The sequence below is a fragment of the Aurantimonas sp. HBX-1 genome (genome assembly GCF_021391535.1).
Classification (GTDB): domain Bacteria; phylum Pseudomonadota; class Alphaproteobacteria; order Rhizobiales; family Rhizobiaceae; genus Aurantimonas.
In genome coordinates this window covers 1134492-1153454 of the sequence record NZ_CP090066.1, presented here as the reverse complement: position 1 = coordinate 1153454, position 18963 = coordinate 1134492, and the positions used below count along the sequence as shown (strand labels likewise).

The window sequence follows — 18963 nt, the reverse complement described above, 5'->3', positions numbered from 1 at the left end:
GATGGGCACGCCAAGACGGTTACCGGAGGATCGCTCATGCGATGGCTTCACCCGACGCTCGCTGCGTCACTGGTTCTCGTGGTCTCGGCTCTCTCCGCGGCGGCGCAGCAGCCGGCGGGGCCCGAGACCCTGCGGGTCGGCGTCCTGCAATACGGCACGGTGAACTGGGAGCTCGACGCGATGACCCGCAACGGCATCGACACGCGGCACGGCGTCGACGTCGAGCTGGTGCCGTTCGCCGGCGAGGACGCCTCCAACGTGGCGCTGCAGGCCGGCGCGGTCGACATGATCGTCTCGGACTGGCTGTGGGTGTCGCGCCAGCGCGCCGCCGGGGCGGACTACACCTTCGCGCCCTACTCCACGTCCGTCGGCTCGGTCATGGTGCCGGGCGACAGCGACATGCAGGATCTCCAGGATCTGCGCGGCAAGACGCTGGGCGTCGCCGGCGGGCCGCTCGACAAGAACTGGCTGCTGATCCAGGCGCTGGCGAAACGCGACGGCCTCGATCTCGCGGCGGAGAACGAGATCGTCTACGGCGCCCCGCCGCTGCTCACGGCTAAAGCGGAATCCGGCGAGCTCGATGCCGTGCTCAACTACTGGCACTACGCCGCCCGCCTCGAGGCGCAGGGCTTTCGCACGCTGGTCTCCGGAACCGAAGCCGCGATGGCGATGGGCACCGCCGGCCCGGTCGCGGCGATCGGCTGGGTGTTCCGTGACAGTTTCGCGGACGAGCACCCGAAGGCGATAGAAGCCTTTCTCGCTGCCGACGCCGAAACCAAGGCGCTCCTGCGCGATTCCGACGAGGAATGGGTGAAGCTGGCGCCGCTGGTGAAGGCCGAGGACGAGAAGACCCTGGCGACGCTGCGCGACCGCTATCGCGAGGGCATTCCGACGCGCAGCGCCGAGGAGGAGGTCGCCGACGCCCGGGCGCTCTACCGGCTGCTGGCCGAGATCGGCGGCGAACGGCTGGTCGGGCCGTCGCCGGAGCTGGCCGAGGGGACCTATTTCGCCGGTCGCAAGAATGGCACTTGAGGCATCCGCGGCCACGCGGGGCCGCGGCGAGAACCGGGCGCTGCCCAGCCTGATCGTGATCCTCTCGCTGGCGGTGCTGCTCGCCGTGTGGTGGGTGGCCGCGTCGATCGCCGACAGCCGCGTACTGCCGACGCCGGCCGCCGTCGCGCAGGCGTTCTGGCGCGACGCGCGCACCGGCGAGTTGTTCTTCCATCTCGGCATGACGCTGTTCCGCGTCGCCGCCTCGTTCCTCATCGCCATGGTCTTCGGCGCGATCATCGGCGTCGCGCTCGGCATGAGCCGTGAGGCCAACCGCTTCTTCGACCCGTGGCTGATCCTCTTCCTCAACGTCCCGGCGCTGGTGGTGATCGTGCTGGCCTATATCTGGTTCGGCCTCAACGAGATCGCCGCGATCGGGGCGATCGCCATCAACAAGATCCCGAACGTCGTCGTCACCATGCGCGAGGGCGCCCGGGCCCTCGACCGGCAGCTGGCCGAGATGGCGTCGGTCTACCGCTTCGGCCGGATGAAGACGCTGCGCCACGTCATCGTCCCGCAGCTGCAGCCCTATCTCGCCGCGTCCTCGCGTTCGGGCCTGTCGCTGATCTGGAAGATCGCGCTGGTGGTCGAGCTGCTCGGCCGCTCGAACGGCGTCGGCTTCCAGATTCACCTCTATTTCCAGCTCTTCGACGTCGCGGCGATCCTCGCCTATACGCTCGCCTTCGTCGCCGTCATGCTCATGATCGAGTTCCTGCTTGTCCAACCGCTTGAAGCCCGTGCGACGCGCTGGCGCCGCTGACCTGCTCGAAGTCGCGATCCGGAACAAGACGTTCCGCGGCGCGGACGGCGGGCTGCTCACGGCGATCGACGACGTGGCGTTCACCGCGCCCGCCGGCAGCTTCACGACGCTGATCGGCCCTTCCGGCTGCGGCAAGACGACGACGCTGCGCATCGTGCTCGGGCTCGACACGGATTTCGAGGGGCATGTGACGGTCCCGGGCGCGACGCCCCGCGTCGCCGCGGTGTTCCAGGAGCCGCGCCTCCTGCCCTGGCGCACCGTCGAGGCGAACGTCCGGCTCGCTCTGCCGCCCGAGCTGGAAGGCGCCGATCTGACCGAGCTGTTCACGATCCTCGGCCTCGAGGCGATGCGCTCGCGCTTTCCCGGCGAGCTGTCGCTCGGCCTCGCCCGCCGCGCCGCGCTGGCCCGCGCCTTCGCCGTCGAGCCGTCGCTGATCCTGCTCGACGAGCCCTTCGTGTCGCTCGACGAGATGACCGCCAGCCGGCTGCGCGCGCTCCTGACGACCGTCTGGTCGGCGCGGCCGACCACCGCCTTGATGGTCACCCACAACCTCCGGGAGGCGGTGGAGCTCTCCGACCGCATCGTCTTCCTGACGCCGCGCCCCGCCACGGTCCGCGGCATCCACGAGATCACGACACCCCGCCCCGCCCGTGACGCCGCCTGGCGCGAGCGCGAGCTGGCCAAACTCGACCGGCTGTTTCCGGGAGTGCTGTAGGGGCAGCTGCTCCTGCCCACGATGCTTCTGCTGCTCCTGCCCGAGGATACTTCTGCTACTCTCCGAGCGTCCCCCGCGCTTCCACTCGCGGCATCACCGGGCGCGCACAGTGCAGGCACAGCCGCTCCCTTCCTGACGGCGTCATCCTCGGGCTTGACCCGAGGACCCATGCCAAGCCGGCGAAGCCCCTAACCGGCAACGGAGAAGGCGCCCTTCCTCCGCCGGACAGGCGGTGGCACCGCAGAGGAATGGGTCCTCGGGTCAAGCCCGAGGATGACGCCGCAGAGGTGGTCTGACCAACGCGTACGGCGTGACTGGCTCGTGTATCGCATCATGGATCAGCCCCCATGTTACGCGTCCGTCCTCCCGGAATTCGCTAAACGACGTCGCACGGAACGCATCGCTCTCACCCGAGCGCCGCACGCAAAGCCTCTCCCTCCCTCACGGCGTCATCCCCGGGCTTGACCCGGGGACCCATGCCAAGCCGGCGAGGCCCCTAACCGGGAACGGAGAAGGTGCCCGTCCTCAGGCGGACAGGCGGTGGCTCCGCAGAGGAATGGGTCCTCGGGTCAAGCCCGAGGATGACGCCCCGTGGGTGGTATGATCAACTCGTACGGTGTGACTGGCTCGTGCATCGCATCATGGATCAGCCCCCACGTTGCGCATCCGTCCTCCGCGAATCGCCAAACGGCGTCGCACGGAATGCAGCGCCGCTCGCTCCCTTACGGCGTCATCCTCGGGCCCCGTCCCGAGGATCCAGGGGCTCGGCCGCTCCGGTCGCCGCCTTGCTGCAGGACATCCGCACCGCTTCGTCGGGGTCGCTTCCGCGCCGATGAAGCCGCCGATGCGAGGCGCTCACCGCGCCATCCAACGCCGCAGCCTGAATCCTCGGGACGGGGCCCGAGGATGACGGCCCTGACGGAGGGCCGGCGCTATCCTCCCAACCGCCCCATCCCCGCTTGACCTTCCCTCCCCCACGGCCGACCTTCCAGCCCATGAATGCGATTCGTTCCGTGTGCGTCTATTGCGGGTCCTCCGCCGGGCGCGATCCCGATTATGTCGAGAGCGGCCGGCGGCTCGGCCGCGACATGGCCGAGGCCGGGATGCGGCTGGTCTATGGTGGCGGCACGCGCGGCATCATGGGCGCCGTCTCGGACGGCGTGATCATGGCCGGCGGCCAGGTCACCGGCATCATCCCGCGTTTCCTTATCGACATGGAAGCGACCGAGCGCGAGCTCGGCCGGCTCGACGAGCTCGTCGTCACCGACGACATGCACGAGCGCAAGCACCTGATGTTCCAGCGCTCCGACGCCTTCGTGGCATTGCCCGGCGGGATCGGCACGCTGGAGGAGCTGGTCGAGATCATGACCTGGAGCCAGCTCGGCCGGCACGCCAAGCCGATCGTCATCGCCAATATCGGCGGCTTCTGGGATCCGCTCGCCCGGCTGTTCGACCACATGAAGGACGAGGGCTTCATCCACAGCGCCCATCAGGTGCAGCCGATCGTCATCGACGCCGTCGCCGACATCGTACCGCGCCTCGCGGCGCTGACGCTGCCCGAAGCCGACGAAGGCCGCGCCGAGATCATCGAGCGGCTCTGATTCCCGGTATTACGGTCTTTCGGTTGCGATAACCCGCCAGTGGCCTAGATGTGAGCGTGCGGCAGCCGCCGCGCTCCCCGTTTCTGCGACATCGCGACAAGGATCCGCCTTCCCATGGCCGAAAAGCGCTCGACCCCGACGATCGAAGTCCGCATCGCTACGAAGAACGACGTCGACGCCATCATCGCGCTCTCGGCCAAGGTGTTCCGCGAGGACGTCGGCTACACGCGCGGCATGATCCTCGGCCAGCTGTCGGCCTTTCCCGAAGGCCAGTTCGTCGTCGTCTACGAGGGCGACATCGTCGGCTATGCCGCGACGATGATCCTGCCGGAGGAGAAGGCGCTCGAGCAGCACAGCTGGGCCGAGGTCACCGGCGGCGGCTATGCGGCAATGCACGACCGGCGCGGCGAATGGCTCTACGGCACGGAGATCTGCGTCGATCCGGACCGGCGGCGCCTGCGGATCGGCAAGCGGCTCTATGATGCCCGGCGACGCCTCTGCCAGGATCTCGACCTCAAGGGCATCGCCTTCGGCGGCCGCATGCCCGGCTACCGCCGCAACGCCCGCCAGTACGGAACGCCCGAGGCCTATCTCGAGGCGATCCGCGCCGGCGCCGTGAAGGATCCGGTGGCCTCGTTCCATCTCGATGCCGGCTTCGAGCCGATCCGCCTCCTCGAAGCCTACTACCCGAGGGACGAGGCGTCGGGCGGCCATGCCGTCCTGATGGTCTGGCGCAATCCCTATTACGATCCCTCGCGCGCCGAACAGCCGGTCAATCGCGGCAATCCGGACGTGGTGCGCGTCGTCACCGTGCAGATGAAGGCGCGGCGCATCACCCAGCCGCAGGATTTCTACGACGCGGTGGAATATTTCGTCGATGTCGCCTCCGAATATGGCGGCGACTTCGCGGTGTTTCCGGAACTGTTCACGCTGATGCTCCTGTCCTGCGAGGCCGAGGAGCTGAAGCCGGAGGCGGCGATCGCCCGCCTCACCGAGCACACGCCCGACTTCGTCGAGCGGCTGACCGCGATGGCGATCCGCCGCAACATCAACATCATCGGTGGCAGCCACGCGACCCGCACCGAGGCCGGCGCCATCCAGAATCTCGGCTACGTCTTCCTGCGCGACGGCTCGGTGCATGTGCGCGAGAAGATCCACCCGACGCCCAACGAGCGCCAGAACTGGCAGATCAAGGGCGGCGACCGGGTCGAGACGATCGAGACCGACTGCGGGCCGATCGGCGTGATGATCTGCTACGATTCGGAGTTCCCGGAAGTCGCACGGCGCCTGACCGACCAGGGCGCGCGCATCCTGTTCGTGCCGTTCAACACCGACACCCGCCACGGCTATCTGCGGGTGCGCTACTGCTGCCAGGCGCGGGCGATCGAGAACCAGTGCTACGTCGTCACCTCGGGCATGACCGGCAACCTCGGCAATGTCGACAATCTCGACATCGAGTACGCCCAGTCGGCGATCTTCACGCCCTGCGACTTCCCCTTCGCCCGCGATGGCATTGCCGCGGAAGCGTCGGAGAACATCGAGATGGTGACCGTCGCCGACCTCAACCTGGCGACGCTCAACTGGGCTCGCTACGAGGGCTCGGTCCGCAACCTGCGCGACCGCCGGCTGGACCTCTACCGCACCCGCTGGTCCGACGGCGGCTGAGCCGCCCCGGCCAGCACCAGCGGCGCCTCGGCCGGCAGTACCGCTCCGGTCCCCTGCCGCTCGCGCCGCTCCGCCCGCGTCGAGCGGAACAGCGCCACCGTGTAGAGGATCAGCGCCGCCCAGATGAAGGCGAAGGCAACCAGCTGCCAGGCGCTGAACGGCTCGCCGAAGATGAACACGGCGGTGAGGAACAAGAGCGTCGGCACGGCATATTGCAGGATGCCGATGGTGGAATAATGCAAGAGCCGCGCCCCCGCGGCATAGAGGATCAGCGGCACCGCCGTCAGCGGCCCGGCCCCGATCAGCATCGCGGTTTCCCAGCCATTGCCGAGGAAGTGGCTCTCGCCTGGCATGAAGGCGATCAGCAGCACCGACGGCAGCGACAGGATCGCCACCTCCAGGAAGAAGCCTTCCGAGGCGCCGACCGGCACCATCTTGCGCAGCAGCCCGTAGGTGCCGAAGGAGAAGGCGAGGATCAGCGAGATCCACGGCAGGCCGCCGGCCTTGACGGTCAGGATCGCAACGCCGATCGCCGCGAGGCCGATCGCCACCGACTGGATGCGGTTGGGCCGCTCGCCCAGCACCAGTGCGCCGAGGACCACGTTGACCAGCGGGTTGATGTAGTAGCCGAGCGCCGCCTCGACCGCATGGCCGGAGACGATGGCGTAGACATAGGTGCCCCAGTTCACCGAGATCAGGACCGCCGTCAGCGTCGCCAGCGCCAGCGTCCGCAGGTGGGTGAAGTGCCGCCACACGCCGCCCAGCAGGCCCTGCCACCAGAGGATCAGCATGGCGAAGGGGATCGCCCAGATGATGCGGTGCCCGACGATCTCCAGCGGCGACACGTCCGCCAGGAGCTTCATGTAGATCGGCAGGATCAGGCCCCAGATCGCAAAGGCGGCGAGGGCGTAGGTGAATCCCTGACGCTGTGCGGTGTCGGCCGCGGGCATGGCAAGACCTGAGGGTGGTTGAGGGTCCCCGCGGTCTAGCAGACCCGCAGCGCACCGCCACCCGAATTCAGGTTATCGCTGCAATCACCTTCGCTGATGGGTGGGGCCCTCAGCCGTCGGCGAACCGGTCCGTCGCCTCGATCAGATGATGCAATATGCCGGGCTCGGAGAAGGCGTGGCCGGCGCCCTCGACGAGATGAAACGCGGCCCGCGGCCAGGCCTTGCTCAGCTCCCAGGCGATGCGCGCCGGACAGGGCATGTCATAGCGGCCGTGGACGATCACCCCCTCGATCTCCTGCAGCCGGTGCGCGTCGCGCAGCAGCTGCCCTTCCTCCAGCCAGCCGCCGTGCACGAAGTAATGGTTCTCGATGCGGGCGAAGGCGAGTGCGAAGTCGGCGTCGCCGAACTGCCCGCCGACCGTCTCGTCCGGCAGCAGCGTGATCGTCTCGCCCTCCCACAGGCTCCACGCCAGGGCCGCCTCCGCCTGCGCCGCCTTATCATCGCCGACCAGCCGGCGGCGATAGGCCGCCATCATGTCGCCGCGCTCGGCCTCGGGGATCGGCGCCAGGAAGCGCTCCCACTTGTCCGGGAACATCTCGGAGACCCCGAACTGGTAGTACCAGGCGAGTTCCGCCCGGGTGAGCGTATAGATGCCGCGCAGGATCAGCGCGCTCACCCGCTCGGGATGCGTCTCGGCATAGGCGAGCGCCAGGGTGGAGCCCCAGGAGCCCCCGAACACCAGCCATCGCTCGACGCCGACCATGGCGCGCAGCCGCTCGATGTCGGCGACGAGGTGCCACGTCGTGTTGGCCTCGAGCGAGGCGTGCGGGGTAGAGCGGCCGCAGCCGCGCTGGTCGAAGATCAGGACGTCGTAGCGGGTGGGATCGAAGAGCCGGCGATGCACCGGAAACGCGCCGCCGCCTGGGCCCCCGTGCAGGAACACCGCCGGCGTGCCGCCTTTGGTGCCGCAGCGCTCCCAATAGATCCGGTGGCCATCGCCGACATCCAGCATGCCGTGCTCGTAGGGCTCGATCTCGGGATAGAGCCCGCGCAGCGATCCCTCCGACCCGCTCACGCCGCGCCTCTTTCGTCGCCGTCCGGCGCGTCGGCGTGCTGGCAGGAGACGAGCGTGCGCAGGAATTCCAGCGCCTCCGCGTCGTCTTCCGACGCCCGCCCCGGCAGTTCATGCAACCGGTCGACATAGGCGATCTTGCCCTCGACTCCGTACTGGAGCGTCGGCGGCACCGCGGCGGGGTCGTCGAAGGCGCCGATCGCCAGCGCCACGCCGTCCGGCGCCTCGTAGGTCAGCGGCGTGCCGCAGGACGGGCAGAAGCCGCGCAGCACGTGGTTCGACGAGCGGAAGCGCGCCGGCTCGCGCTTCGTCCAGACCAGCGCCCCGTCCGGCACCGAGACCAGCGGCGCGAAGAAGTTGCCGAAGGCCTTCTGGCACATGCGGCAATGGCAGATCGACGCCTTGCCGAGTTCGCCCTCGACACGGAAGCGGACGGCGCCGCACTGGCAGCCACCGGTATGGGAGGTCATGGCGTTCCTGGCTCCGTTGAACAGCTACGGTGATCTTAGCGCTCGGCAGGCCGCCCGCCAGCGTCAGGCCTTGCCGGCAAAGCGGTCGGTTGCCGACAGCAGTTCGTGCAGGATGCCGGGCTCGGCGAAGGCATGGCCGGCGCCCTCCACCATGCGGTAGTCGGCTCGCGGCCAGGCCTGCGCCAGCTGCCAGGAGGTGATCGCAGGCGTCACCACGTCGTAGCGGCCCTGGACGATGACGGCCGGGATGTCGTGCAGCCGCTCGACATTGTCGAGCAGTTCGCCCTCCTCCAGCCAGAGATCGTGCGAGAAGTAATGGTTCTCGATCCGGGCGAAGGCGATGGTCGCGTCAGAGACCGGGCCGGTGGACGAGGCCTCACCGCCGCGGCCGGTGCGCAGCGTCACCGTCGCCGATTCCCACCCGGTCCAGGCCCGCGCCGCCTCGGCCCGCACGGCCCGGTCCGGATGGTTCAGCCGTTTTCCGTAGGCCGTCAGCAGGTCATCCTGCTCGTCGGCGGGAATCGGACCCATCAGGTTCTCCCAGCGGTCGGGGAAGAGCCGGTTGGCGCCCGCCTCGTAGAACCAGTCGAGCTCGGAACGCCGGCCTGTGAACACCCCGCGCAGGATCATGCCGGTCACCCGCTCGGGGTGCCGTTCGGCATAGGCGAGCGCCAGCGTCGCGCCCCAGGAGCCGCCGAACAGCAGCCAGCGCTCGGCGCCGGTCAGCTTCCGCAGGCGTTCGAGGTCTGCGACGAGGTGCCAGGTGGTGTTGGCTTCCAGCGAGCCGAGCGGCGTCGAACGCCCGCAGCCGCGCTGGTCGAACAGGAGGATGCGGTACCTCGCCGGATCGAACAGCCGCCGGTGCTGGGACGAGGCGCCGCTGCCCGGCCCCCCGTGCAGGAACACCACCGGGATGCCGTCGGGATTGCCGCACAGCTCGTAATAGACCTGGTGGCCGTCGCCGACGTCGATCCGGCCGGTCTGGTAGGGTTCGATGGCGGGATAGGGCTTGCGGAAGGAGTCGCTCATCCCTTGGCTTCTAGTGCGGATCGCGGCGTTTTGCACCGACGCGCGATCCGGCCCGGTCACTTCGTCGCGAATGGCGGCGGCGACGCTGCAGGATGGGGGAGGCCGAAGCCTCGTCGTGCGGTCGGGACGGCGGGCGCCCCGGGAAGCGCCCTACTCCGCCGCCTCGACGATCTCGGAGGCGGCGATGGCCGCCATCACCGCCTTCGGTTCGCGCTCGAGGGCGTTCAGCAGCACCCGGGCCGGGCCGGTCGGGTAGCGCCGGCCCTGTTCCCAGTTGCGCAGCGTCGCCACCGGCACGCCGATCTTGCCGGCAAAGGCGTCCTGCGTCAGCTTCAGCTTGCGGCGGAGCTTGGCAATGTCCGGCACCGCCACCGTGAAACGGTGGACCACGACTTGGGAGTCATCTCCTTCGAACCACTTCAGCGCCTGCTCAAGGGATTCGACCAGACGGTCATTGGCTTCATCCTGGGTCTCGACCGGTACACGCTTCGTCATCGCCTCACAGTCCAAACAGCCGTTTCACATCGTTGATAACGCGGATCGCTCTCAAGGCCGCCTCAATTGGCCGGGCCGCCGGGGCTTCCAGCGGCACCACTCGCAACAGGACGATCCGGTCGATCTGGTCGGACAGGGCGTAGGTGATCCGCAGCGACCGAAAGGACCAATCCCACAAGGCGGGGGAATCCGCTCGCTGCTTGCCGATCACCGGGTCGGATCGAAGGATACGCAACACCTGCTCGTAGCGCTCTGCCTCCAGCCCGTAGAGCCCGCAATCGATCCGAAAACGCTCCGTCTCGCCGATTTCGACGTCGTACATTCATAGCCTCATATACGCCATTGGCGCAGCTGCGACAAGCTTGGCATGCTCATTCTAGCCCGCTCTTCACGACGGCAACATCGCCCCTCACTCCCGCCGTTCGTCCAGGAACGCCGCCACCGGCACCAGTGCCTCGGCCGGCGCCTCCTCGTGCGGCACGTGGCCGAGATTCGGCAGGACGACGAGGCGGCTGTCCGGCAGCGCCGCCTGATAGTCGGCGGCATTGGAAAGCGGGATCATCGCGTCCTTGCCGCCCCACAGGAGCAGGGTCGGCGCGGCGATCGTCGCCAGAAGCGGCGGCGGCGGCACCAGTTCCACCTGCCGCATCCGCTCGATCATGGCGTCGCGGACGCCGGGCGCCAGCAGCAGGTCGTGGTAGCGGTCGACCGTTGCCTCGGAGAGCCGCGACGGGTCGGCATAGGCCGGCACGAGGTTCATGCGCAGCAGTTGCCGCGGCAGGACGTAACGCATCAGGCTCACCGTCGCCGGCACGTTCGGCCGTTTGCCGTATTCGAGGCCGTGGCTGGCAAAGCCGTCCGGCGAGATCAGCACCAGCCTGTCCACCCGCTCCGGATGCGCCGCTGCGAACCGCCAGGCGAAGCGCCCGCCCATCGAATTGCCGATCAGCGTCGCCCGCTCGATCGAAAGCCGGTCCATCAGCGCCAGCAGCACCGCCAGCGTGCGCTCGTCGGAATAGTCGCCGGTGGGATCGACACCGGAGAGGCCGGCGCCCGGAATGTCGAAGCGCACCACCCGGTAGCGATCGCCCAGCGCCGCGGCCCAGGGCTCCCAGGTGTGCAGGCTCGACCCGAAGCCGTGCAGCATGATCAGCGCCGGCGCCTCTTTCGGCCCGCTGTCCCGCACGTGCAGCCACACGCCATCGACCTCGACCATGTCGCTGGGCGCATCGAGATAGGCGGCCTCCAGCGCGGCACGGGAACGGTCCGGCGTCCACAGCCAGTAGAGGCCGAGCGCCAGCGCGCCGACGGCGACGAGGGTCAGGACAAGCAACAGCCGCACCAGGCATCCTCCAGGCCCCCATGTGGCGGTTTGCGCCGGCGCCTGGCAAGCCCGCGCGCTTGCCCCATGACAGCGCGAGCCGCCTGCCCTACCCTCGGCGCATGTTCCTGACCCTGTTCCTCAAGCTCAAGGCCGCCGGCGTGCCGGTCACGCTGCGCGAGCACCTCCTGCTGCTCGACGCGATGCGCGCCGATCTCGTCGGCTTCGACGTCGAGGGCTTCTACTTCCTGGCGCGCGCCACGCTGGTGAAGGACGAGCGCTTCATCGACCGCTTCGACCGCGTCTTCGCCGAGGTCTTCAAGGGCGTCGAATCCGTCGCCGGCGCCGGCGAGGCCGGAATCGATCCGCGCGAGCTGCCGGAGGAATGGCTGCGGCGTCTGGCGGAAAAGCACCTGACCGACGAGGAGAAGCAGCTGGTCGAGAGCCTCGGCGGCTTCGACAAGCTGATGGAGACGCTGAAGCAGCGGCTGGAGGAACAGAAGGGCCGCCACCAGGGCGGCTCCAAATGGATCGGCACCGGCGGCACCTCGCCCTTCGGCGCCTACGGCTACAATCCCGAAGGCGTGCGCATCGGCCAGGCCGAGAGCCGCCACCGGCGCGCCGTCAAGGTCTGGGACCGGCGGGAGTTCCGCGACCTCGACGACGGCGTCGAACTCGGCACGCGCAACATCAAGATCGCGCTGAAGCGCCTGCGGCGCTGGGTCCGCGACGGCGCCGAGCAGGAATTCGACCTCTCCGGCACGATCCGCGCCACCGCCGAGCACGGCTATCTCGACGTGAAGACGCGGCCGGAGCGGCGCAACGCGGTGAAGGTCCTGCTCTTCCTCGACATCGGCGGGTCGATGGACGACCACGTCCGGATCGTCGAGGAGCTGTTCTCGGCGGCGCGATCCGAGCTCAAGCACCTCGAGTTCTTCTACTTCCACAACTGCCCCTACGAGCGGCTGTGGAAGGACAATCGCCGCCGCCATGCCGAGACGATCGCCACCCAGGACGTCATCAACCGCTTTGGGCCGGACTACCGCGCGGTCTTCGTCGGCGACGCCTCGATGAGCCCCTACGAGATCGTCATGCCAGGCGGTTCGGTGGAGCACTGGAACCCGGAGCCGGGCGCTGTCTGGCTGTCGCGCTTCGCCCGACAGTGGCCACGCATGGCCTGGCTGAACCCGGTACCGCGGTCCCAATGGGACTGGACGCAGTCCATCGCGATGATCCGCGAGGCGACCGACGACCGCATGTTCGAGATGACGCTCCAGGGCATCGAGGCAGCAACCCGCAGCCTCTCGCGCTAGCCGCCTCTGCCGATATTGCCGGCCGGCCGTGGTACTGCGGGCCCGCCCTTCCCATATGCCAATGCAACGACAACCAGACGGATCCTTTTCATGGCCAACCGCCTGCGCTTCGGCGCCCTTCTCGCCAGCCTCTTCATGGTGTTCTCCTTCGTCGCGGTCGACTATGCCGACGCGCGGCGCGGCGGCAGCTTCGGCAGCCGCGGCGGGCGGACGTTCCAGAGCGCACCGGCGACGCAGACCGCGCCGAACGTCACCGCGCCGGTCAACCGCACGATGACCCAGCCGTCGGCCGCCCAGCCGGGTGCCGCCGCCGGACAGGCGGGCGCGCAGGCGCGCCGGCCGGGCATGTTCGGCGGGCTCGGCGGCGGTCTGCTCGGCGGCCTCCTGCTCGGCGGCATGTTCGGCATGCTGATGGGCACCGGCTTCGGTGGCATGGGCGGCTTCCTGGCGCTGCTGGTCCAGCTGCTGCTGGTCGGGCTCGGCGCCATGTTGCTGATCCGCCTGTTCCGTGGCCGCTCGGCGCAGACGCCGGCGCGGGCCTCGGCCGCCAACGCCGGCCGCAACGAACGCCGCGCCTATGACGACACGCCGCCGCCCGCCGCCGGCAACGGCAGCTTCCGCATCCCGTCGATCGGCTCGGGCGCCGCAGCCGGGGCCGCGAGCGCCAAGGCAGCCACCGCACCGGTGGCGAGCGGCTCGGACGAGGTCGGCATCACCGACGGCGATCTCGAGACGTTCGAGCAGCGGCTCGTTGCGGTGCAGGCTGCCTTCTCGCGCGAGGACTACGCGGCGCTGCGGCAGCTGACGACGCCGGAAGTGATGTCCTATCTCGCCGAGGAACTCTCGGACAACGCCACCTCCGGCCGGAAGAACGACGTGCTCGACGTCAAGCTCGAGCAGGGCGATCTGGCCGAGGCATGGCGCGAAGGCCCGAGCGACTATGCCAGTGTCGCCATGCGCTTCTCGTCCATCGACGTGATGCGCGACCGTACCACCGGTGAAGTCGTCGAGGGCGATCCCGAGACGCCGACCGAGGCGACGGAGCTCTGGACCTTCGTGCGCCAGCGCGGCGGCGACTGGAAGCTGTCGGCGATCCAGGAAGCCTGAGCCTCCGCGGCGGGGCGCTTAGGCGTCCCGCCCTTCCGGTCAGAAGCCCGCGGCGCGGGCGAGCGCGACCATCGCGGTTCCGATCGCGACGGTGGCGATCAGCGGCAGGCGCAGCGACAGCGCGATGCAGATGACGATCGCCACGCGCTCCGGCCATCCGCCCGACACCAGCACCGGCGTCACGATGGTGGTCAGCACGGCGGCCGGCACGGCATTCAGCGCCGCGTCGAGCCGCGGCGGAATGCGCCCGAAGCGCGCCAGCAGGAGATGTCCGCTGGCCCGCGTCAGGTAGGTCAGCAGGCCGGCCAGCGGGATGATCAGCCAGATATCACTCATCCCCCGCCCCCGCCTCCGCCTGCCGCTTCGGCGGTGCGATCGCCGCGACGGCGATGCCGGCCAGCCCGCCGAGCGTCACGTGCCAGGGGGGCCCGAGCGTCGCATAGACGAGCAGCGACACGGCGGCGCTGCTCAGCGCCACGAGATAGAAGGCGTTGCGGGCCCGGAAGGTCATCAGCAGCGACAGGAAATACACCGGCAGGACGAAATCCAGCCCGAAGCGCTCCGCATCCCCGATCATCGAGCCGAACACCGCGCCGACCAGGGTCGAGCCGATCCAGTTGAGATAGAGCAGGATGCCGTAGGCGAAGTAGAAGGTCTTGGTCAGCGGCTGCTGCAGCGCCCGCGCCTCCGCCGCGCCGAACATCGGATCGGTGAGCAGGAAGAACGCCGCGGCCTTCTCCAGCGGGTTGAAGCGGGTGAGATGCCGGCCGACCGACGCCGAATACAGCACGTGCCGGAAGTTCAGCGCCACCACCGTCAGGAGCACCGACCATATCGGCGCGCCGACGCCGATCATCTGCAGCGCCGCCAGCTGCGAGGCGCCGGCATAGAGCGCGACGGAGAACCCCATCGCCTGCCACACGGTTAAGCCCTCCGCCACGGCGACGGCGCCATAGACCATGCCGAACGGCGTGACCGCCAGCATCACCGGCAGCAGCTGGCGCAAGGCGGCGCGAATCTCCAGGCGGGCGGAATGGGTCAAGCGGACACTCGGCGGGGATCGACGGGGTGAGAGGACCGGCGGGCGGCCCGCCGGCGGATTACGCCCGGTGCCGGGCGGAGGCAAGCGTCGGCGCGTTGCCGGCCTGCCCGGGCAGCAAGGGCGCTACAGCGCCGCCTCGACGACCGAACGCTGGAATTCCGCCAGGGCGACGGCCCAGCGGTCGAAGGCATCGACCAGTTGCGGCCGCGTCAGCCCGCCGACCAGCGACAGGTTGAGCTCGATCACCGGCAGCCCGTCCTCGCCGAGATAGGCCTTGTTGAACGGCTGGGAGCGATTCCACTCGTTGATGGTTTCCAGCTGCACGCCCGGCGTGTCCCAGATGGCGTAGAAATCCAGCACCTTGCAGTCGCGGTTCGCGGCGCATTCGAGAAAGAAGATCTGGTAGCCGATGCCGTTCATCTGGCCGGTGATCACCGGGTCGCCGTTGCCCGCCGCGATTGCGTCGGCCTCGCCGTAGCCGCGGGCGATCTCGGTGATGGCCGCGACGTCGTTCGCCGCGATGATGTCCGCAGGCTGCGCGCCGGGATCGGTGATCGCCGGCGCGGCCGGCGTCTCGGCCGGCTGCGCGATCGCCAGCCCCGCCGTGCCGGCGAGCATCCACAGGACAGTGAGGCCGGTGCGCAGGAAGCGCGGCGGACTGGAGGACATGAGCGATTCCCGTTCGTAGGCTGCCAATCTCGGCTTCCTCCGGCATCGCCGCAACCCGTCATTGCGCCTTATCAACGGTTCTGCCGCGACCGTGGCCCGGCTGCCATGCGGCCCGGACCGTCGACGCCGCAGACGGCCGTCGCCGCGCTTGTCGCCGCAGGGTTTGCAAGCCGGCCCGAAACGGCTAGCAGGAGCCCGGCACCAAGATTTCGGAGAGATGCATGAAGACCAGAGCCGCCGTGGCGTTCGAGGCCAAGAAACCACTCGAGATCGTCGAGCTCGACCTGGAAGGCCCGAAGGCCGGCGAGGTGCTGGTCGAGATCATGGCAACCGGCATCTGCCACACCGACGCCTACACGCTCGACGGACTCGATTCCGAGGGCCTGTTCCCGTCCGTCCTCGGCCATGAGGGCGCGGGCATCGTGCGCGAGGTCGGCGCCGGCGTCACCTATGTGAAGCCCGGGGACCACGTGATCCCGCTCTACACGCCGGAATGCCGCCAGTGTAAGTCGTGCCTCTCCGGCAAGACCAATCTCTGCACCGCGATCCGCGCCACCCAGGGCAAGGGCCTGATGCCGGACGGCACCACGCGCTTCTCCTACAAGGGCCAGGCGATCCATCACTACATGGGCTGCTCGACCTTCTCGAACTTCACCGTGCTGCCCGAGATCGCCGTCGCCAAGATCCGCCAGGACGCGCCGTTCAAGACCGCCTGCTACTGCGGCTGCGGCGTCACCACAGGCGTCGGCGCCGTGGTCAACACCGCCAAGGTGACCCCCGGTTCCAACGTCGTCGTCTTCGGCCTCGGCGGCATCGGCCTCAACGTCATCCAGGGCGCCCGCCTCGTCGGAGCCGACAAGATTGTCGGCGTGGACATCAATCCGGACAAGGAAGAATGGGGCCGCCGCTTCGGCATGACGCATTTCGTCAATCCGAAGGAGATCGAGGGCGACATCGTCCAGCATCTCGTCGGCCTGACCGACGGCGGCGCCGACTACACGTTCGACTGCACCGGCAACACCACGGTCATGCGCCAGGCGCTCGAGGCCTGCCATCGCGGCTGGGGCGTCTCGGTGGTCATCGGGGTGGCGGAATCCGGCAAGGAGATCTCCACAAGGCCGTTCCAGCTGGTCACCGGCCGGGTCTGGAAGGGCTCGGCCTTCGGCGGCGCGCGCGGTCGCACCGATACGCCGAAGATCGTCGACTGGTACATGGACGGCAAGATCCAGATCGACCCGATGATCACCCACACGCTGACGCTGGAGGAGATCAACAAGGGCTTCGACCTGATGCACGAGGGCAAGTCGATCCGCTCCGTCGTGGTCTTCTGATGGAAACCGTCTCGACGGCGAAAGCCTTCGGCGGCACGCAGGGCGTCTATCGCCATGCGTCCGCCGCCACCGGCACCGACATGACCTTCGCGGTCTACGTGCCGGAGCATGCGCCGGGGGCGAAGCTGCCGGTAGTCTGGTATCTGTCCGGTCTCACCTGCACCCACGCCAACGTGATGGACAAGGGCGAGTATCGACGCGCCTGCGCCGAGCTCGGCCTGATCTTCGTCGCGCCCGACACCAGCCCGCGCGGCGACGGCGTGCCGGACGATGCGGACGCCGCCTATGATTTCGGTCTCGGCGCCGGCTTCTACGTCGACGCGACGCAGGAGCCCTTCGCGAAGAACTACCGCATGTGGTCCTACGTCACCGAGGAACTGCCGGCGCTCGTCGCTGCCGAGTTCCCGGCGGATACGGCGCGCCAGTCGATCCTCGGCCATTCCATGGGCGGCCACGGCGCGCTGACCATCGGCCTGACCTATCCGGATCGCTACAAGGCGGTCTCCGCCTTCGCGCCGATTGTCGCACCCAGCGAGGTGCCCTGGGGCCAGAAGGCCCTGCCGGCCTATCTCGGCGACGACCGCGCGGCCTGGCGCCAGCACGACGCGGTGGCGCTGATCGAGGATGGCGCCCGGGTCGCCGACCTTCTGGTCGACCAGGGCGAGGCGGACAACTTCCTCGCCGCGCAGCTCCAGCCGGAACGCCTGGAGAAGGCCTGCGCCGAGGCCGGCATTCCGCTGACGCTGCGCCGCCAGCCGGGCTACGACCACAGCTACTTCTTCATCTCGACCTTCATGGCCGACCATCTCGGCTGGCATGCCGAGCGGCTGAAGAACTAGCGGAGGATTGGCGGCTGCGGGAGACCGCGGCCGCCGCCCAACCCTCGCCTCCGACGGGAAATGGAGTCGTAGCCGGCAAGCCAATACCGGAACCATCCCGGACGCTGCCGGTTTCGGAGTCCCCTGAACGAGGCGCTCCTCTCCCCATGCCCAGTACCCATAGCGTCAACGACGATACCGCCGCATCGCCGCTCGAGACCGAGCTGCGCAGCTTCATCATGGACCAGGGCTTTCCCTGCGTCGGCGCCAAGTCGGCGCTGCAACGCGGCCGCATGACCATCCACACGGCCCGCAGCATCGACAGCGCCTGGAACGACGTCGAGATCCAGGACAGGCTGATGAACTTCGCCTGGGAATACAGCCAGGAGCCGATGCTGTTCACCAGCTTCGCGGTGATCTTCGAGGGGCCCTACGACCTGACCGAGGAAGCCTTCGAACAGAGCCTGTGGACCCGCATCCAGTCGCTGGCCGACAAGGACGCCTGGCGCGGCCAGAAGCACGATCCGCGTGTCAGTTCGGACCCGGCCGACCAGCATTTCTCCCTCAGCTTCGGCGGCGAGGCGTTCTTCGTGGTCGGCCTGCATCCCAAGGCCAGCCGCCCGGCCCGGCGCTTTGCCCACCCGACGATGGTGTTCAACCTGCACAACCAGTTCGAGATGCTGCGCGAGGCGAACCGCTACGAGAAGCTGCGCGAGTCGATCATCGACCGCGACGTGAAGCTCGCCGGCGACCCGAACCCGATGCTCGCCCGGCACGGCACCATCTCCGAGGCGCGCCAGTACAGCGGCCGCGCCGTGGGCCCGGAGTGGACCTGCCCGTTCTCGCGCAAGCCGGAGGCGGTCCTGCCCGTCGCCAACGAGGAAACCCCGGACGTCAGGCGCGCCTCGTGAGCGCCGTCGCGGGCAGCCAGCGCATCGCGCCGCGCAGCGGCACCGCCTTCGAGCTGAAGGCGGGCGAGGAACTCATCGTCATCGACCCGGAAGGCGGCCAGGTTGCCGACCTGCTGGCGGTCTCCAGCGCAGACATCCGCGAGATGCTGTCGTCCGGCCGGACGCTCGATTACGCCGAGCGCATCTATCTCACCACCGGCGACAAGCTCTATTCGAACCGCTCGAACGTCATGCTGGAGATCGTCGAGGATACGGTCGGCCGTCACGACTTCCTGCTGACGCCGTGCAGCGAGGCGACCTTTCGCCTCTGCTACGACGACGAGCCGCCGCACCAGGGCTGCCACGGCAACCTCGCCAACGCTCTGGCGCCGTATGGCGTCACCGACGACGCCATCCCGGTCGCCTTCAACTGCTTCATGAATGTCCCGGTCGACGGCGAGACCGGCCGCTTCAAGGTCCTGCCGCCGCTCAGCCGGGCGGGCGACCACATCGCCTTCCGGGCGGAGATGGACCTCGTCATCGGCCTCACCGCCTGCTCGGCCCCGGCCAGCAACGGCGGCAGCTTCAAGCCGATCCACTACCGGATCGTCGCGAAGGAAGCGGCCCGGGAAGCGTTGGCGGGCTGACCCGACGGGCCTGGCGGG

The 18963-nt window shown here is 68.9% G+C and carries 21 protein-coding genes; 11 read left to right on the top strand and 10 right to left on the bottom strand.

The window, feature by feature from the left end; all coding sequences use genetic code 11:
• The first annotated feature begins 36 nt into the window (after positions 1-36).
• The 5 genes from LXB15_RS05435 (at position 37) to LXB15_RS05415 (ending at position 5791) form a co-directional block, all read left to right on the top strand.
• Positions 37-1032: an ABC transporter substrate-binding protein gene (locus tag LXB15_RS05435; protein ID WP_233951483.1), complete on the top strand. Its 996-nt coding sequence runs from the start codon at positions 37-39 to the stop codon at positions 1030-1032.
• A gap of 49 nt (positions 1033-1081) precedes the next feature.
• A complete protein-coding gene (locus tag LXB15_RS05430; protein ID WP_233953062.1) occupies positions 1082-1810 on the top strand; it encodes an ABC transporter permease in 729 nt (242 codons plus the stop codon).
• Positions 1767-2525: an ABC transporter ATP-binding protein gene (locus LXB15_RS05425; RefSeq protein ID WP_233951481.1), complete on the top strand. Its 759-nt coding sequence runs from the start codon at positions 1767-1769 to the stop codon at positions 2523-2525. The genes LXB15_RS05430 and LXB15_RS05425 overlap by 44 nt, the downstream gene beginning before the upstream one ends.
• A 995-nt stretch (positions 2526-3520) precedes the next feature.
• Positions 3521-4126, top strand: a complete 606-nt coding sequence (locus LXB15_RS05420) for a TIGR00730 family Rossman fold protein (protein WP_233951478.1) — start codon at positions 3521-3523, stop codon at positions 4124-4126.
• Between the two features lie 114 nt (positions 4127-4240).
• Complete coding sequence (locus tag LXB15_RS05415; protein WP_233951476.1) at positions 4241-5791, top strand: carbon-nitrogen hydrolase family protein; 1551 nt, start codon at positions 4241-4243, stop codon at positions 5789-5791.
• Here the strand turns inward: LXB15_RS05415 and rarD are convergent.
• From rarD to LXB15_RS05380, 7 genes are all read right to left on the bottom strand, one after another.
• Positions 5761-6741 carry an EamA family transporter RarD gene (gene rarD / locus LXB15_RS05410; RefSeq protein ID WP_233951475.1) on the bottom strand — a complete coding sequence of 327 codons (981 nt, stop codon included), beginning with the start codon at positions 6739-6741 and terminating at the stop codon, positions 5761-5763. The genes LXB15_RS05415 and rarD overlap by 31 nt on opposite strands.
• A 109-nt stretch (positions 6742-6850) precedes the next feature.
• Entirely contained in the window at positions 6851-7816 is a 966-nt protein-coding gene (gene pip / locus LXB15_RS05405) for a prolyl aminopeptidase (protein ID WP_255696727.1), read from the bottom strand.
• A complete protein-coding gene (locus tag LXB15_RS05400) occupies positions 7813-8283 on the bottom strand; it encodes a GFA family protein (RefSeq protein WP_233951473.1) in 471 nt (156 codons plus the stop codon). The genes pip (LXB15_RS05405) and LXB15_RS05400 overlap by 4 nt, the downstream gene beginning before the upstream one ends.
• 63 nt (positions 8284-8346) lie before the next feature.
• Positions 8347-9312, bottom strand: coding sequence for a prolyl aminopeptidase (pip, locus tag LXB15_RS05395; protein WP_233951471.1), 966 nt, complete (start codon positions 9310-9312; stop codon positions 8347-8349).
• A gap of 150 nt (positions 9313-9462) precedes the next feature.
• Positions 9463-9807, bottom strand: a complete 345-nt coding sequence (locus tag LXB15_RS05390) for a DNA-binding transcriptional regulator (protein WP_233951469.1) — start codon at positions 9805-9807, stop codon at positions 9463-9465.
• A gap of 4 nt (positions 9808-9811) precedes the next feature.
• Positions 9812-10129 (bottom strand): hypothetical protein, encoded by a 318-nt coding sequence (locus LXB15_RS05385; RefSeq protein WP_233951467.1) that lies wholly within the window; start codon positions 10127-10129, stop codon positions 9812-9814.
• A gap of 87 nt (positions 10130-10216) precedes the next feature.
• The gene (locus LXB15_RS05380) at positions 10217-11149 is read right to left on the bottom strand and encodes an alpha/beta fold hydrolase (protein WP_233951465.1); all 933 of its coding nucleotides are present in this window, start codon (positions 11147-11149) and stop codon (positions 10217-10219) included.
• A gap of 101 nt (positions 11150-11250) precedes the next feature.
• On the opposite strand from LXB15_RS05380, the gene LXB15_RS05375 reads away from it, so the two are divergent.
• A complete protein-coding gene (locus LXB15_RS05375) occupies positions 11251-12441 on the top strand; it encodes a VWA domain-containing protein (protein WP_233953060.1) in 1191 nt (396 codons plus the stop codon).
• 90 nt (positions 12442-12531) lie between these two features.
• The gene (locus LXB15_RS05370) at positions 12532-13548 is read left to right on the top strand and encodes a Tim44 domain-containing protein (protein ID WP_233951463.1); all 1017 of its coding nucleotides are present in this window, start codon (positions 12532-12534) and stop codon (positions 13546-13548) included.
• Positions 13549-13587: 39 nt separating this feature from the next.
• On the opposite strand, the gene LXB15_RS05365 is transcribed toward LXB15_RS05370, so the two are convergent.
• The 3 genes from LXB15_RS05365 to LXB15_RS05355 all read right to left on the bottom strand — a co-directional run bounded on the left by LXB15_RS05365 (position 13588) and on the right by LXB15_RS05355 (position 15259).
• Positions 13588-13884: an AzlD family protein gene (locus LXB15_RS05365; RefSeq protein ID WP_233951461.1), complete on the bottom strand. Its 297-nt coding sequence runs from the start codon at positions 13882-13884 to the stop codon at positions 13588-13590.
• Complete coding sequence (locus LXB15_RS05360) at positions 13877-14590, bottom strand: AzlC family ABC transporter permease (protein ID WP_233951459.1); 714 nt, start codon at positions 14588-14590, stop codon at positions 13877-13879. Before LXB15_RS05360 ends, LXB15_RS05365 begins: the two co-directional genes overlap by 8 nt.
• Positions 14591-14713: 123 nt before the next feature.
• A complete protein-coding gene (locus tag LXB15_RS05355; protein ID WP_233951457.1) occupies positions 14714-15259 on the bottom strand; it encodes a YbjN domain-containing protein in 546 nt (181 codons plus the stop codon).
• Positions 15260-15480: 221 nt separating this feature from the next.
• On the opposite strand from LXB15_RS05355, the gene LXB15_RS05350 reads away from it, so the two are divergent.
• The 4 genes from LXB15_RS05350 (at position 15481) to LXB15_RS05335 (ending at position 18945) form a co-directional block, all read left to right on the top strand.
• The gene (locus LXB15_RS05350) at positions 15481-16590 is read left to right on the top strand and encodes an S-(hydroxymethyl)glutathione dehydrogenase/class III alcohol dehydrogenase (RefSeq protein ID WP_233951455.1); all 1110 of its coding nucleotides are present in this window, start codon (positions 15481-15483) and stop codon (positions 16588-16590) included.
• Positions 16590-17429, top strand: a complete 840-nt coding sequence (gene fghA, locus LXB15_RS05345) for an S-formylglutathione hydrolase (RefSeq protein ID WP_233951454.1) — start codon at positions 16590-16592, stop codon at positions 17427-17429. The genes LXB15_RS05350 and fghA overlap by 1 nt, the downstream gene beginning before the upstream one ends.
• 146 nt (positions 17430-17575) lie before the next feature.
• A complete protein-coding gene (gene gntA / locus LXB15_RS05340) occupies positions 17576-18319 on the top strand; it encodes a guanitoxin biosynthesis heme-dependent pre-guanitoxin N-hydroxylase GntA (RefSeq protein WP_233951453.1) in 744 nt (247 codons plus the stop codon).
• The gene (locus tag LXB15_RS05335) at positions 18316-18945 is read left to right on the top strand and encodes a DUF1989 domain-containing protein (protein ID WP_233951452.1); all 630 of its coding nucleotides are present in this window, start codon (positions 18316-18318) and stop codon (positions 18943-18945) included. The genes gntA and LXB15_RS05335 overlap by 4 nt, the downstream gene beginning before the upstream one ends.
• The last annotated feature ends 18 nt before the right edge of the window (positions 18946-18963 follow it).

Bases quoted from the DNA above. Each gene is read 5' to 3' on its own strand.
- fghA (WP_233951454.1), top strand. From the start codon at position 16,590: ATGGAAACCGTCTCGACGGCGAAAGCCTTCGGCGGCACGCAGGGCGTC.
- LXB15_RS05350 (WP_233951455.1), top strand. From the start codon at position 15,481: ATGAAGACCAGAGCCGCCGTGGCGTTCGAGGCCAAGAAACCACTCGAG.
- LXB15_RS05435 (WP_233951483.1), top strand. From the start codon at position 37: ATGCGATGGCTTCACCCGACGCTCGCTGCGTCACTGGTTCTCGTGGTC.
- rarD (WP_233951475.1), bottom strand. From the start codon at position 6,741: ATGCCCGCGGCCGACACCGCACAGCGTCAGGGATTCACCTACGCCCTC.
- LXB15_RS05415 (WP_233951476.1), top strand. From the start codon at position 4,241: ATGGCCGAAAAGCGCTCGACCCCGACGATCGAAGTCCGCATCGCTACG.
- LXB15_RS05400 (WP_233951473.1), bottom strand. From the start codon at position 8,283: ATGACCTCCCATACCGGTGGCTGCCAGTGCGGCGCCGTCCGCTTCCGT.
- LXB15_RS05385 (WP_233951467.1), bottom strand. From the start codon at position 10,129: ATGTACGACGTCGAAATCGGCGAGACGGAGCGTTTTCGGATCGATTGC.
- LXB15_RS05390 (WP_233951469.1), bottom strand. From the start codon at position 9,807: ATGACGAAGCGTGTACCGGTCGAGACCCAGGATGAAGCCAATGACCGT.
- LXB15_RS05375 (WP_233953060.1), top strand. From the start codon at position 11,251: ATGTTCCTGACCCTGTTCCTCAAGCTCAAGGCCGCCGGCGTGCCGGTC.
- pip (WP_233951471.1), bottom strand. From the start codon at position 9,312: ATGAGCGACTCCTTCCGCAAGCCCTATCCCGCCATCGAACCCTACCAG.
- LXB15_RS05420 (WP_233951478.1), top strand. From the start codon at position 3,521: ATGAATGCGATTCGTTCCGTGTGCGTCTATTGCGGGTCCTCCGCCGGG.
- LXB15_RS05355 (WP_233951457.1), bottom strand. From the start codon at position 15,259: ATGTCCTCCAGTCCGCCGCGCTTCCTGCGCACCGGCCTCACTGTCCTG.
- gntA (WP_233951453.1), top strand. From the start codon at position 17,576: ATGCCCAGTACCCATAGCGTCAACGACGATACCGCCGCATCGCCGCTC.
- LXB15_RS05370 (WP_233951463.1), top strand. From the start codon at position 12,532: ATGGCCAACCGCCTGCGCTTCGGCGCCCTTCTCGCCAGCCTCTTCATG.
- LXB15_RS05365 (WP_233951461.1), bottom strand. From the start codon at position 13,884: ATGAGTGATATCTGGCTGATCATCCCGCTGGCCGGCCTGCTGACCTAC.